Below are 13,454 nucleotides of genomic sequence, written 5' to 3' on the forward strand. Positions count from 1 at the left end.
GTGACCCGCACCAAGCGGTGGAAGGTGCTGCGCGCGGAGATCCTCGAGCGTGATGGCTACCGCTGCCGGGACTGCGGCTGTCGCGGGCGGCTCGAGGTGGATCACGTCAAGCCGGTCAGGACGCACCCGGACCTGTCCTACGACCCCTCGAACCTGCAAGCCCTTTGCCCGTCCTGCCACACGCGCAAGACGCGCATCGAATGCGGCCACCCGCCGCCACGAGAAGACCGCCAGGACTGGCAACACGCTGTCGAGGCCCTGGAACAAGACGGCAGAAAAAAAACTGAAAGCACAAAGGAGCTTTAGATGCTTGACTCAGTACGAATTTCTCGGAGGCAATCCGAGATCAGACAGTCTCTGGCAGAGCTGGCAGGCAAGGACAGCCCGTCCGACGACGAGCTGCGCGGCATGGACACGCTTGACCGCGAATACCGCGCCAACGAGACCCGGTATCGCGCCGCCCTCATCGCAGAGGACGAAGAACGCCGCGAGGCCGGGGCCGACCTCGAGACCCGTTCCGCCCAGGAATGGGCCGACCTGATGGCCGGTTTCGAGCTGCGGCAGGTGGCGCTGGCCCTGGACGAAGGACGCCAGCTCACCGGCAGGACGGCCGAAGTCGTGACCGAGTTGCGCGAGCGCGGCGGCTTCCGTGGTATCCCGGTGCCGTGGCAGGCGCTGGAAATCCGCGCGGGCGAGACGGTGGCCAGCGGCACCCCGAACCCGATGCAGACGCGGCCGATCATCGACCGGCTGTTTCCCGACAGTGTGGCGGCTCGCATGGGCGCGCAGATGATCAGCATCGACGCGGGCGCGGTGGAATGGCCGGTGACGACCTCGGCCGTCACGGCGGGCTGGGCAGATGGCGAGACCGCGAACGTGGCCGGGCCGACGACCTATGCCACGACCGACCGCGCAATGTCGCCTGACCACAACCTCGGCATCCAAATGCGGATCACGCGCAAGGCCCTCAAACAGTCCGGCGCGGCGCTGGAACAGGCGGTGCGGCGCGACATGAGCGGGGCCATGGGTGCGGCGATGGATCAGGCGGCCTTTCTCGGCACCGGGGCCAATGGCCAGCCGCTGGGCGTGATCACCGGCGCGGCGACCTATGGCATCACGTCCACGGCAGTCGCCGCATCGGTGAGCTGGTCAGCCTATCGCGCGGCCGTCGCGCGCTTCATGACCGCGAATGCCGCAACCGGCCCGAAGTCGGTCAAGGCGCTGATCCGGCCGGAGGTCTGGGACTACCTCGATGGCCTCATGGTGGGCGATGGCGGTTTCAAATTCGAGTACGACCGGCTGGCCGAGAACCTTGGCGAAGTCGTCATGACCTCGAACGCTCTTGCGGCCCCGACCTCGGGAACCCCGGACGTAACGCAATCGCTGCTGACGACCGCCGCAGGCGGTGTCGCCCCGATCTTCATCGGCGCGTGGGGTGCTGTGGATGTGATCCGCGACCCCTACAGCGATGCACAATCGGGTGGGCTGCGGATCACCGCGCTTGCCACGATGGACGTGACCGTTGCGCGTCCGTCCCAGCTTGAACTGCTGACCGGGCTGGAGCTGGGCTGATGCTGTTCGGCGGCGTGGCAGGCGGCGCGCTGGAGCTGCGCCGCCTCAGTGGTGGAGGCGCGCGCCTGCGCGGGCGCTTCCCCTACAACGACCCGGCCGAACTGGCCCCCGGCCGAGTCGAGGTGATCGCACCGCGGGCCTTCGCCGCGGCGCTTTCGTCGGATGCCAACATCTACCTGCTGTCCGGGCACGACTTCGACAAGCCGCTGGCCAGCCGGGCGGCGGGCACGCTGACGCTGACCGACAGCGACGAGGCGCTGACCTTCGACGCCACCATATCGGACGCCACGTCCTGGGCGCGCGACTTCCTCGCCGCCCACGACGCCGGGCTGATCCGGGGCCTGTCCCCCGGCTTTCGCGTGCCCGGCAATGGCGACCGGATCGACCGGGAGGGCAAGACGCTGCGCCGCACGGTGTTTGCGGCCGAGCTGGTCGAGCTGTCCGCCGTGACGAGGCCCGCCTACGACCGCGCCCAGGTCGAGGCCCGCAAATGGCGGGAGCGCGCCCCGGACTTCAACCGCATGATGATGCACATCAACGATCACTACAGGTGGAGGTGACGATGCTGGGATGGCTCAAGAGCAAGCTGCGCCCGATCGAGGCCCGCGCCAGCGGATCGAGCTACACCGCCCAGGTGATCGCCGCGCGGGACAGCTACATCAGCGGGCGGCGCGGCGTGGCCGAGCTGACAGCGACGGTGCAGAGCTGCATCAGCCTATGGGAAGGCGGTTTTGCCATGGCGGACGTGGAGGGCACCGACCTCTTGCCCCGCCAGATCATGGCCCTGATTGCGCGGGCGCTGGCCCTGACCGGCGAAGCTGTCTTCCTGATCACCGACCGGGGCCTTGTCCCGGCGACCGATTGGGACGTGGCGACGCGGGACGGCACGCCGCGCGCCTACCGGCTGTCCCTGCCAGATGCAGGCGGCGGGCGCATGGTGACCGCACTGGCGCAGGAGGTGCTGCACCTGCGGATCGGCGCGGATCACACAACGCCCTGGATCGGCACGGCGCCCTTGCGGCGGAGCAGCCTGACCGGCGCCATGCTGCACGCGGTGGAATCGGCCCTGTCCGAGACCTTCGAGAATGCCCCGCTTGGCAGTCTCATCGCGCATCTGCCCGACACCGGGGCGGATGACATGGCCACCCTGCGCGCGGCCTTTCGTGGGCGGCGTGGCTCCACCCTGGTCATGGAGGGCGTGGCCCAGGCGACGGCGGCGGGCATGAACCCGACCATCGGGCAGAAGCCGGATCAGCTCTCCCCGGACCTCAGCCGCAGCATGACGGCCGAGACGCTGGCAGCGGCGCGCGAGGGCATCCTGATGGCCTATGGCGTCCTGCCGTCGCTGGCCAACCGCGCCGCAACCGGCCCGGCTGTCCGCGAGGCGCAGCGCCAGCTTGCCACCTGGACCCTGCAACCGATGGCCGAGCTGCTGGCGGACGAGGCCAGCGCCAAGCTGGGGACCGGGGTGCAGATCGACACGCTGAGGCCCCTGCAAGCCTTCGACGTTGGCGGCCGTGCCAGGGCGCTGTCCACGATCATCGGAACCATGGCCGAGGCAAAGGCGGCCGGGCTTGCGCCCGGTGATCTGGCGGCCGCGCTGCACCTGGTGGACTGGATAGCGTCGGAATAGGGCGGGTGCCCCTGGGTTTCCTTGATCGCCCAACGCATCCCGGCTCAGTCGGAGAGTCCCGTCAGCAACCCCGACAGCGCGCGGCCTATCTCTCAGGTGTTCTCAAGGCGCGGCGCGCATCACTTCCGCAGGCGGACCCCCGGCCCGCCGCCGTTCTCCGGGATGAACTCGACTCCCGCTTCCTCGAGGGCGGCGCGGATCGCCGCGACGGTAGAGTCGCGCAGCTCTTCGCCTCTCTCAAACCGGGTTACTGTTGTCGGAGACACGCCCGCCGCTGCGGCAACGTTCCGCACACCAAGCCCAAGCGCCGCCCGCGCCATGCGAGATTGCGCCGGTGAAAGTGTCACCGTGTGACATTTTTCTTGACCCACTGTCTACGTCCTGTAATTGTCACCCTGTAACAATACCACAACAGGAGACCCTGACAATGCCCAATGACCCCGCCTGCGGGATCGATCCTGCCATGCCTTCCGAAACCGTCTATGAACACCTGCTGCGCATCACCCATCTGACAGTCGCGGCTTCGATGCTCACGGACAATTTTCCGCCCTTGGGCGAGCGCGGTGCGCCGCCGATCATGCACCTTCTGGACATGGCCTGCGCCGAACTGGACGCCTTGGCGAAGCGTGTGAGTGACTGACATGCAGGACCACGACACTGCCGACAAGGCCCGCCAGATCGCCGCCCTTGCGCGCTTTGGGGGATTCATCGCCCTGGATGATCTGGGCTACCCGGTCCAGCTCATCGACTTCCTGTCGCACTTCGAGGTGATCGAGCGGCTGGCGCGCGAAATCGTGACCGAGCTGGATGGCCTGGAAAGCTAGTCGAGCATGATCGCTGCGGCTATGCGACGGGCACAATTGACAATGAACCTTTTGTGTGAGTAATCTTGCCGCAAGGTTCGAGAAGCAAGCATGGCAGATGGCCCGTCCCAAACACGACGACCCAACGCGGATGGTAGCAAGCGAAGTGATCCACGCCACTGGCCTGGACAAGCGAGCGTTGCAGCACATCCGCGACCGGCGGGCGGGACCATTTGAGGATCAAGAGGCTATGAGACTGGCAGCCGAAGGATTTTACAGCGAAGACGCACTGGCCGAGCTTGCCGTCTCCGGCGCTGCTCACAACGCGGGGTTTCCGCTGTTGCAAGCCGTCGCCGTCTCGAGGGCGCGGTTTGCACAAACCCCGGATCACAGGCCCGCGCTGTTTGCCATGCTTCATCAATTCGACGCGGGCAAACGCTTTCGTCCTGGTCCGGCCGAGCTGCGCCATTGGCTGAACGTCTCCGAGCTGCTGCACAATGCAACCGGCGGCTATGTCGGCGGCACACATGCGCCTGAGGACTCGATACTCTGGATTGCAGAAGGCCGGTATGTGCTCGAGGGCAAGCACAAGCCGCGCCTGCGGCCCCTCTACCCACCGGGCGCAGACACGGACCTTCCTGAACCCGTCTGTCGGATCATCGACATGAAAGACGCCAAAGCGACCATTGCACCTTGGTTCGAAGACTACCCCGACGATGCCAGCGCCTTTGCTGCCTATCAGGAGGCCCTGAGGCGCGCTGTCGCCGTGGTCCGCGTCAACATATCGCTGGCGATCCGCAACGCCTTCGACCGCGTTCACGAACTGCGCCGCACCAAGGGCGGCCCGTTCTTCCCTGAGGGGGGCAGTGATGGCCCGCCGCAAGACCCCTTTCCGCCAGGATGACGTCAAGCGCGCCGTCAAGGGTGTGCTCTCAGCAGGACTTTCCGTCGCCAAGGTGGAAATCGACCCGGACGGAAAAATGGTTCTTACCTGCGGCGAAGGCGCGGCCGACGACGCCGCCACCGAGATCGACCGCGCGCTGGAGATCCGATGACCAAGCGGCGCAACCCTTTCCCCGGCGTGGGCAACACCCCGCACGTCGACCGGCACGGCAAGAAACGCTGGCGCCTGCGCCGCACCGTGAACGGGCGCAAGGTGGACACCTACCTGCCCGGGCCCTACGGCTCTGCACAATTCCGCGCCGCCTATGAGGCCGCTATCAGCGGGACCGCAGAGCGGGAGATTCAGGCCGCACCTGGCACCTTCGACCATGTGATAGAACATATGCTGCGCAGCGCTAAATGGCGCGATCTGCGCGAGACGACGCGCGGTCCGAAGCGCGGCCGACTCGACTGGATACGTGAACGCATCGGCCGGTTTCGCCTGAGTGACCTGCAACCCCGGCACGTGGCGGCGCTGATGGACAAGAAGGGCGGTCCCCATGCCGCGAACCGGCTGCACAAGGAGCTGGTCGAAATCTACGCCCATGCCGCCGCTCACTTTGCGTTGAAGGGCACGCCGCCGACGGCGGCGGTTGACCGGCGGCGGATCAGAAGTGACGGCTTCCACACCTGGACTGTCGAACAAGTCGAGCAATTCCGGGCGCATCACGCATCTGGTACCATGCCGCGTCTCGCCTTCGAGCTTGCCCTTGGCACGGGAGCGGCGCGCCAGGACGTGGCCCGCATGGGTGCGGCCAACCTGCGCGGCGGTGCAATCGTCTACAGCCGAGGCAAGACAGGCGGCCACGTCGAGCTGCCCCTTGCCCTGCTGCCAGAGCTGGCCCGCGAACTGGCCCTGCATCCGGCAAAGCGTCCCGTCTTCATCACGCGCCAGGACGGCGCTCCCTTCTCTGTCGCTGGGTTTGGCAACGCGTTCCGTGACTGGATCGCGGCGGCGGGCCTTCCAAGCGAATGCAGTCTGCACGGCTTGCGCAAGCATGGGGCGACCCGGCTGGCCGAGCGCCGCGCGACCGAGTTTCAAATCATGGCGTTTCTGGGCCACGAAAGCCCGAACGAGGCCCGCCGATATGTCGCCAAGGCGAACCGCGCCACGATGGTCGCGGATGCCCTGCGGCTGCTACCCACGAACGAAAGTTTGCCCAACCTGTCTGTCCGGTTGGGCAAAGACACGTCTCAACCTCTTAAAAATAAAGGGGAAATCTGATGACATGGCGACCCCGGCAGGACTCGAACCTGCAACCTGCCCCTTAGGAGGGGGCTGCTCTATCCAGTTGAGCCACGAGGTCGTGACCCCGTGTTTAGCGGCTCTGTCTGCCCCTGTCACGCCCCAGAATCCCACCGCGCAGCCCGCCCTGCGCACCTCTCTTGCGCGGGACGCGCGGCGGCTCTTGAACACGGTCCTGATTGCGGTAACGTGGTGACATCTCACGAAAAGGATATGACCTTGGCCGCCGACGATCCCCGCCCCCTCACCCTTCGCGACGTCTCCGAGGCGTCCGGCGTGTCCGAGATGACCGTCAGCCGTGTCCTGCGCAACCGCGGCGATGTCAGCCAGGCGACGCGGGAAAAGGTGCTGGAGGCCGCCAAGACGCTGGGCTACGTGCCCAACAAGATCGCCGGGGCGCTGGCCTCCAGCCGGGTGAACCTGGTGGCCGTGATCATCCCCAGCTTGCGCAACATGGTCTTTCCCGAGGTGCTGTCAGGCGTCTCTGCCGTGCTCGAGGAGACCGAGCTGCAACCGGTGGTCGGCGTCACCGACTACCTGCCGGAAAAGGAAGAGCGCGTGCTCTACGAGATGCTGTCCTGGCGGCCCTCCGGCGTGATCATCGCCGGTCTGGAACACACCGATGCGTCGCGCGCCATGCTCAAGGCCTCCGGCATCCCGGTGGTCGAGATCATGGATACGGACGGCACGCCGATCGACTGCGCCGTGGGCATCAGCCACCGCCGCGCCGGGCGCGAGATGGCGCGGGCGATCCTCAAGCAGGGGTATCGGCGGATCGGCTTCATGGGCACCAAGATGCCGCTCGACCATCGCGCGCGCAAACGCTTCGAAGGCTTCACCGAGGCGCTGGCCAAGGAAGGCATCGAGGTCATCGACCAGGAGTTCTATTCCGGCGGCTCGGCACTGGCCAAGGGGCGCGAAATGACCAAAGCCATGCTTGAACGCGAACCGGAACTCGATTTCCTCTATTATTCCAACGACATGATCGCGGCCGGCGGGCTGTTCGAACTGCTGGCGCAGGGCATCGACATCCCCGGCCAGATCGGGCTTGCCGGGTTCAACGGGGTCGAGCTGCTGGATGGGCTGCCGCGCCGCCTGGCGACGATGGATGCCTGCCGCGCCGAGATCGGCCGCAAGGCCGCCGAGATCATCGCCAGCCGGGTCGACAACCCCGCCGTCCCGGTCGAGAAGATCGTCGAACTGACGCCCAAGATCGACTACGGCGACACGCTGAAACGGCGCTGAAATCGTCCCGAGCCTGCCCCGGGACCCCGTGGCCTGTCAGGCCCCTGCCCGTTTCACGATGGCGATGGCCTCGGCCACGGCGGCTTCGATGTCCATCTTGGAGGTGTCCAGCGTGATCGCGTCCGGCGCGGGCTTCAGCGGCGCATCGGCGCGGTTCATGTCGCGGGCATCCCGCGCCAGCACGTCGGCCAGCACCTCTTCCTGCGTCACGTCATGACCCGCCGCCACCAGCTCGCGCCAGCGCCGCGCCGCGCGCACCTCGGGGCCGGCGATGACAAACAGCTTGGCCTCGGCGTCGGGGCAGATCACCGTGCCGATGTCGCGCCCGTCCAGCACCGCCCCGCCCGAGCGGCGGGCAAAGGCGCGCTGCACGTCGATCAGCGCAGCCCGCACCTCGGGCAGCGCCGCCACCTTGGAGGCGGCCTGCGCCACCTCGGGGCCGCGCAGCGCGGCGGCGTCCAGCCCCCGCAGGTCCAGCCCTTGTGCGGCTTGCAGCGGCGGCACACCATCCAGCATCTTGAGCCCCACGGCGCGGTACAGCAGCCCGGTGTCGAGATGGGCAAAGCCGAAATGCGCCGCCAGTTGCCGCGCGATGGTGCCCTTGCCGCTGGCCGCCGGGCCGTCGATGGCGATGGTAAAGCTCATGCCGCGCACTCCGTGTCTGCCCTGTCCGAGGCCTAGCAACTGCGCCGCGCGGTGAAAACCCCCGGACCCCTGCCGGCCCTGCCGTCAGCCGCGCGTGATCTGAGCGCCCAGCGCGCCCATCAGCCCTTCGAAGATCGGAAACGAGGTGGCGATGGGCGATCCGTCGTCCACCGTCATCGGCGCTTGCGTCGCCAGCCCCAGCACGAGAAAGGACATGGCAATGCGGTGGTCGATGTGCGTCGCGGCGGTCACGCCGCCGGGCACGTTGCCGTGGCCCAGCCCGTGTACCGTCCACCAGTCCTCGCCATCTTCGACGGTCACACCCGCCGCGCGCAGGCCTGTGGCCATCGCCTCGATCCGGTCGCTTTCCTTGACCCGCAGTTCCTTGACGCCGGGCATGTGGGTGCGCCCCTCGGCAAAGGCGGCGACCACCGACAGCACCGGATATTCGTCGATCATGCTGGCGGCGCGTTCGGCCGGGACCTCGATGCCCTTCAGATCGGGTGAGAAGCGCGCGCGCAGGTCGGCCACCGGCTCGCCCCCCTCTTCGCGCATGTTTTCAAACGTCAGGTCCGCGCCCATCTCCTGCAAGGTAAAGAACAGCCCGGCGCGGGTCGGGTTCAGGCCGATGTTGGGCACCAGCACGTCCGAACCTTCGACGATCAGCGCGGCGCAGACCGGGAAGGCCGCCGAGGACGGGTCGCGCGGCACGATGATGGTCTGCGGCTTCAGCTCGGGCCGGCCTTGAAGAGTGATGATGCGGCCCTCGTCGGTGACTTCGGTCGAGATGGTCGCGCCAAAGCCCGCCAGCATGCGTTCGGAATGGTCGCGGGTCGCCTCGCGCTCGATCACCACGGTCTCTCCCGGCGCGTTCAGCCCGGCCAGCAGCACGGCGGATTTCACCTGCGCCGAGGGCACCGGGACGGTGTAGCGCACCGGGCGGGGATCGGCCGCGCCGATGATGGTCATCGGCAGCCGCCCGCCGGACCGCCCGTAGGCGCGCGCCCCGAACAGCGCCAGCGGGTCGGTCACGCGGGCCATGGGACGCTTGTTCAGGCTGGCGTCGCCGGTAAAGGTCGCGGTGATCGGCGATGTGGCCATGGCGCCCATGATCAGCCGCACGCCGGTGCCGGAGTTGCCGCAGTCGATGACACTGCCCGGCTCGGCAAAGCCGCCGACGCCGACGCCGTGGACGTGCCAGGTGTCGCCGGTCTTTTCGACCTGCGCCCCGAACGCGCGCATCGCCTTGGCGGTGTCCAGCACGTCCTGCCCTTCGAGCAGGCCGGTCACCCTGGTTTCACCCACCGACAGCGCGCCCAGGATCAGCGAGCGGTGCGAGATCGACTTGTCGCCGGGCACATGCGCCTCGCCCGTCAGCGGGCGGGAGGCGCGGGAGGTCATCGGGATGGCGGCGCCGTGGGCGGACATGGGCGGTCTCCTGCTGGGTGTCGGCGCCTGATAGCAAGCGGGTGGGGTGAGGTAAATCGGCGTTCTGCGCGTGGGCGTCAGTCGGGGCGGGCCAGGTCGGCCACGGCCGCCGCCAGGCCGCCCGCGCCGTGCGGGATCTCCAGCGCGGTCAGCCCCGCCTCGACCACGCCGATCAGGCCCAGGATGCCGTGCGCGTTGACGTGCCCCATGTGGCCAAAGCGGAAGTAGCCCGCGCCGGTCGGGTCCAGCGGATCGTTGACCCGCAGCCCGACCCCCAGCGTCACGCCGGCCTCATCGCGGCACCATTCCCGCAGCCGATCCCCCAGCGGCGCGCCCACCTGCGCCGCCGTCACCGCGTGCGAACGGTGCGCGGGGTCCGCGACGTTCAGGCGGAACGGGCCTTCGCTGGCCCAACAGTCCGCCGCCGTCCACAGTGCGCGGGCCAGCCGCGCGTGGCGTTGCCAGACCGCCGCCATCCCTTCGTCGTGGATCATGTCCAGCGCCGCCCTCAGCCCGTACAGATGATGCGTGGGCGCGGTGCCGCCGAAGTAGTGCGAGAACATGCCCGGCTCGGCCCGCGGCGCCCAGTCCCAGTAGCACGACACGCGCGACATGGCTCGCCGCACCGCCTTGGCCCGGTCGTTGAAAAACACGAATCCCATGCCCGGCGGCACCATCAGCCCTTTTTGCGAGCCGGTGATCATCACGTCAACGCCCCAGGCGTCCATCTCGAACACGTCGCAACCCAGCGAGGCGATGCAGTCCGCCATCAACAGCGCCGGGTGCCCGACCTCGTCCAGCACGCGGCGCAGCGCCGCCACGTCCGACCGGACCGAGGACGAGGTATCGACATGCACCGCCAGCACCGCCTTGATGCGCTGGCCCTTGTCGGCCAGCAGGGCGGCGCGCAGGCGCTCGGGGTCCATCGGGGTCTTGCGGCCATGTTCGATGATCTCGACCTCGGCGCCGATGCCGCGCGCCATCTCGGCCCAGCCGTGGCCAAAGGCGCCGGTGGTCGGCACCAGCACCTTTTCTCCGGGCGCCACACAGTTGACCAGCGCCGCTTCCCAGACGCCGTGACCGTTGGCGATGTACATTGCCACGTGCCCCGAGGTGCGCGCCACGGCACGCAGGTCGGGGATCAGGCTGGCCACCATGTCGTGCAATTCACCGGCGTAGATGTCCGGTGCGGGGCGGTGCATCGCCTGCAACACCCGGTCAGGCATCATCGAAGGCCCCGGCAGGGCCATGTAGGGACGACCGGCGGAGAGCGGCATGGGGGATTCCTTTTCCAGCAGTGCCGCCGAGGTTTAGCGGGCCGCGCCCCGCCGTCAATATGCCCGCTCGCTGGACAGGCCGGGCATTGCCGCGTAAACCGCCCGCCGGAACCCCAAGGACCGCAAGGACCGCGCGCGGATGCTGGCACGACTCTGGAGAACACTCGACAAGGCCGAGCGCCGGCTACGGCGGTCGTTCGGCAAGGACATCTCCACGCCCTCGGCGCGGCGCTGGTCGATGCTGCATTACCACCTGTTCGACCATGCCTTTCTGCGCGTGCTCTGGACGAATTTCTACCAGATCGCCCCCGGCGTCTACCGCTCGAACCAGCCCGACCACCGGCGGCTGGAACGGTACAAGGCGATGGGCATCCGCACCATCGTCAACCTGCGCGGCGAGGACCGCTTTGCCCATTACCTGCTGGAACAGGAAAGCTGCGAGGCCCTTGGCCTGACCCTGGTCGACGCCAAGCTCTGGGCGCGTGAGGCCGCGCCGCGCAGCCGCATCATCGGCGTGATCGACGCCCTGCGCGCGGCCGAAAAGCCGCTGGTGTTCCACTGCAAGTCAGGCGCGGACCGGGCCGGCTTTGTCGCGGCGCTCTACCTGCTGGTCTTCGAGGGGGCGGACATCGCCGAGGCCAAGAGGCAGCTGGGGCTCAAGTACATCCACCTCGACTTTACCAAGACCGGGGTGCAGGATTACGTGCTGCGGGTCTATGAGGCGCGGCTGCAACTGGGCGAGATCGGGTTCGAGCCGTGGATTCGGACCGAGTACAAGGCCAGGGTGATCCAGGACGGCTGGGACAAGCGGCGCCCCGAGATCGACACGGCGCGGGAGATGATGCGTGGCTGAGACCACCGGCGCGCCGCCGCCTAGGCGCCTGTTCCTCTGGCTCTGGCGGCGCTACCTCAAGCGGTACGCCGGGCCGATGGCCGTGGCCATGGTCTTCATGGCGCTCGAAGGCAGCATGTTCGGCCTGCTCAGCTACATGATGAAGCCGATGTTCGACGAGGTCTTTGTCGGCGGCAACGCCGATGCGCTGGTCTGGGTCGGGTTGGCGGTGCTGGGCATCTTCACCATGCGGGCGGTCGCCAGCATCGTCCAGAAGGTGCTGCTGACCCGGGTCTCGCAGATGTCGATGGGCGATATCCGGCAGGACATGCTGCAGCACCTGATGACGCTGGATCCCGGCTTTCACCACCAGTACGGCCCCGGCTACGTGATCCAGCGTATCGAAGGCGACGTGAACTCCATCTCCAAGGTCTGGAGCACGCTGATCACCGGCGCCGGTCGCGACGTGGTGGCGCTGATTTCGCTGTTCGGCGTGGCGCTGGCGATTGACTGGCGCTGGACGCTGGTCGCGCTGATGGGCGCGCCGCTGCTGGTCGGGCCCTCGGTGCTGCTGCAACGCTTCGTCCGTGGCAACGCGCGGACGGTGCGGGACATTTCCGCGAAACTGTCGATCCGGCTGAACGAGGTCTTTCACGGCATCACCGCAGTCAAGCTGAACCGGCTCGAAGGCTGGATGGCCAGGAAGTACCGCAGCCTGACCCAGGCCCGCATCAAGGCCGAGACACGGTCAGCCGCCGGTCAGGCCTCGCTGCCCGGGCTGATCGACCTGATGTCGGGCATCGGCTTTGTCGGTGTGCTGTGGTTCGGCGGCGGAGAGATCCTGTCGGGCGAAAAGACGGTGGGCGATTTCATGGCCTTCTTCACCGCCATCGGCCTTGCCTTCGAGCCGCTGCGCCGGCTGGGCGCGGTCACCGGCGTGTGGCAGGTGGCGGCGGCCTCGATCGAGCGGATCATCGAGCTGTTGCAGACCCAGCCCGACTTGCGCGACCCGGCGCAGCCTGTGCCCCCGCCGCAGGGCGTGCCCGGTGTGCGGCTGGAGGCGGTCGACCTGCGCTATGGCGAGGCGCCGGTTCTGCACGGTCTCAGCTTTGAGGCGGAGGCGGGCAAGACCACGGCGCTGGTCGGGGCCTCGGGCGCGGGCAAGTCCACGGTGTTCAACCTGCTGACCCGCATGGCCGACCCGCAGGCGGGCCGCGTCGAGATCGGCGGCGTGGCGGTGTCGGCGATGCGGCTGGCGGAGCTGCGCAAGATGATCTCGGTCGTCAGCCAGGACGCGCTGCTGTTCGACGAGAGCCTGCGCGACAACATCGTGCTGGACCGCGAGGTGTCGGACGAGGCCCTGGCGGCGGCGCTGGAGGCGGCGCATGTGACCGACTTCCTGCCGAGGCTGGACGAGGGGCTGGAGACCAAGGTCGGGCCGCGCGGCTCGCGCCTGTCGGGAGGGCAGCGGCAACGGGTGGCGATCGCCCGGGCGCTGCTGCGCGACACGCCGATCCTGCTGCTGGACGAGGCGACCAGCGCGCTGGACGCCGCCAGCGAGGCGGTGGTGCAGGCCGCGTTGGAAAAGCTGTCAGAGGGGCGCACCACGCTGGTGATCGCACACCGGCTGTCGACGGTGCGCAACGCCGACAAGATCGTGGTGATGGAGGCCGGGCGGGTGGTCGAGGAAGGCACGCACGAGGCGCTTCTGGCGCGCGGCGGCGCCTATGCCGACCTTTACCGCCTGCAGTTCGACTCGGTCGACGCCGGGGCCTGAGCGCGGCGCCCGGTGGTGGCCGGGCTTTCGGGTATTTTCACAGAGAAGAAACCG

The 13,454-nt window shown here is 68.1% G+C and carries 16 protein-coding genes and 1 tRNA gene; 12 read left to right on the forward strand and 5 right to left on the reverse strand.

The genetic code is table 11. From position 1 onward, the window contains the following. The 4 genes from MAA8898_RS13025 to MAA8898_RS13040 are packed head-to-tail and all read left to right on the forward strand — an operon-like array spanning position 1 to position 3,205. Positions 1-306 carry an HNH endonuclease gene (locus MAA8898_RS13025; protein ID WP_245853405.1) on the forward strand — a complete coding sequence of 102 codons (306 nt, stop codon included), beginning with the start codon at positions 1-3 and terminating at the stop codon, positions 304-306. Continuing rightward, positions 307-1,572, forward strand: a complete 1,266-nt coding sequence (locus tag MAA8898_RS13030; RefSeq protein WP_094021452.1) for a phage major capsid protein — start codon at positions 307-309, stop codon at positions 1,570-1,572. It abuts the gene before it with no gap. Beyond that, complete coding sequence (locus tag MAA8898_RS13035; RefSeq protein ID WP_094021453.1) at positions 1,572-2,132, forward strand: HK97 family phage prohead protease; 561 nt, start codon at positions 1,572-1,574, stop codon at positions 2,130-2,132. The genes MAA8898_RS13030 and MAA8898_RS13035 overlap by 1 nt, the downstream gene beginning before the upstream one ends. Positions 2,133-2,134: 2 nt before the next feature. Beyond that, positions 2,135-3,205 (forward strand): phage portal protein, encoded by a 1,071-nt coding sequence (locus MAA8898_RS13040; RefSeq protein WP_094021525.1) that lies wholly within the window; start codon positions 2,135-2,137, stop codon positions 3,203-3,205. Positions 3,206-3,324: 119 nt separating this feature from the next. Here MAA8898_RS13040 and MAA8898_RS13045 read toward each other — a convergent pair whose 3' ends face one another. Then, positions 3,325-3,525, reverse strand: coding sequence for a helix-turn-helix domain-containing protein (locus MAA8898_RS13045; protein WP_094021454.1), 201 nt, complete (start codon positions 3,523-3,525; stop codon positions 3,325-3,327). Positions 3,526-3,632: 107 nt separating this feature from the next. On the opposite strand from MAA8898_RS13045, the gene MAA8898_RS13050 reads away from it, so the two are divergent. From MAA8898_RS13050 to MAA8898_RS13070, 5 genes are all read left to right on the forward strand, one after another. Further along, the gene (locus MAA8898_RS13050) at positions 3,633-3,845 is read left to right on the forward strand and encodes a hypothetical protein (protein WP_094021455.1); all 213 of its coding nucleotides are present in this window, start codon (positions 3,633-3,635) and stop codon (positions 3,843-3,845) included. Next, entirely contained in the window at positions 3,838-4,029 is a 192-nt protein-coding gene (locus MAA8898_RS13055; RefSeq protein ID WP_141194848.1) for a hypothetical protein, read from the forward strand. Before MAA8898_RS13050 ends, MAA8898_RS13055 begins: the two co-directional genes overlap by 8 nt. Positions 4,030-4,126: 97 nt before the next feature. Further along, positions 4,127-4,912, forward strand: coding sequence for a hypothetical protein (locus MAA8898_RS13060; protein WP_141194849.1), 786 nt, complete (start codon positions 4,127-4,129; stop codon positions 4,910-4,912). Beyond that, positions 4,878-5,063 (forward strand): hypothetical protein, encoded by a 186-nt coding sequence (locus MAA8898_RS13065; protein ID WP_094021458.1) that lies wholly within the window; start codon positions 4,878-4,880, stop codon positions 5,061-5,063. The genes MAA8898_RS13060 and MAA8898_RS13065 overlap by 35 nt, the downstream gene beginning before the upstream one ends. Next, positions 5,060-6,175 carry a tyrosine-type recombinase/integrase gene (locus tag MAA8898_RS13070; protein WP_094021459.1) on the forward strand — a complete coding sequence of 372 codons (1,116 nt, stop codon included), beginning with the start codon at positions 5,060-5,062 and terminating at the stop codon, positions 6,173-6,175. The genes MAA8898_RS13065 and MAA8898_RS13070 overlap by 4 nt, the downstream gene beginning before the upstream one ends. Before the next feature lie 5 nt (positions 6,176-6,180). Here MAA8898_RS13070 and MAA8898_RS13075 read toward each other — a convergent pair. Then, positions 6,181-6,257, reverse strand: a tRNA-Arg gene (locus tag MAA8898_RS13075). Positions 6,258-6,409: 152 nt separating this feature from the next. Between MAA8898_RS13075 and MAA8898_RS13080 the strand changes: the two genes are divergently transcribed. Then, a complete protein-coding gene (locus MAA8898_RS13080; protein WP_094021460.1) occupies positions 6,410-7,441 on the forward strand; it encodes a LacI family DNA-binding transcriptional regulator in 1,032 nt (343 codons plus the stop codon). Positions 7,442-7,477: 36 nt separating this feature from the next. Here MAA8898_RS13080 and MAA8898_RS13085 read toward each other — a convergent pair whose 3' ends face one another. From MAA8898_RS13085 to MAA8898_RS13095, 3 genes are all read right to left on the reverse strand, one after another. Further along, complete coding sequence (locus MAA8898_RS13085; protein ID WP_094021461.1) at positions 7,478-8,086, reverse strand: (d)CMP kinase; 609 nt, start codon at positions 8,084-8,086, stop codon at positions 7,478-7,480. 84 nt (positions 8,087-8,170) lie between these two features. Next, complete coding sequence (gene aroA / locus MAA8898_RS13090; protein ID WP_245853406.1) at positions 8,171-9,514, reverse strand: 3-phosphoshikimate 1-carboxyvinyltransferase; 1,344 nt, start codon at positions 9,512-9,514, stop codon at positions 8,171-8,173. Between the two features lie 77 nt (positions 9,515-9,591). Next, the gene (locus tag MAA8898_RS13095) at positions 9,592-10,791 is read right to left on the reverse strand and encodes a pyridoxal-phosphate-dependent aminotransferase family protein (RefSeq protein WP_094021462.1); all 1,200 of its coding nucleotides are present in this window, start codon (positions 10,789-10,791) and stop codon (positions 9,592-9,594) included. A 139-nt stretch (positions 10,792-10,930) separates the two neighbouring features. On the opposite strand from MAA8898_RS13095, the gene MAA8898_RS13100 reads away from it, so the two are divergent. After that, positions 10,931-11,644, forward strand: coding sequence for a tyrosine-protein phosphatase (locus tag MAA8898_RS13100; RefSeq protein ID WP_094021463.1), 714 nt, complete (start codon positions 10,931-10,933; stop codon positions 11,642-11,644). Between the two features lie 76 nt (positions 11,645-11,720). Next, the gene (locus MAA8898_RS13105) at positions 11,721-13,400 is read left to right on the forward strand and encodes an ABC transporter ATP-binding protein (protein ID WP_094021527.1); all 1,680 of its coding nucleotides are present in this window, start codon (positions 11,721-11,723) and stop codon (positions 13,398-13,400) included. Positions 13,401-13,454: the final 54 nt, after the last annotated feature.

Source organism: Antarctobacter aquimaris (assembly GCF_900184945.1).
Classification (GTDB): Bacteria; Pseudomonadota; Alphaproteobacteria; order Rhodobacterales; family Rhodobacteraceae; genus Maliponia; species Maliponia aquimaris.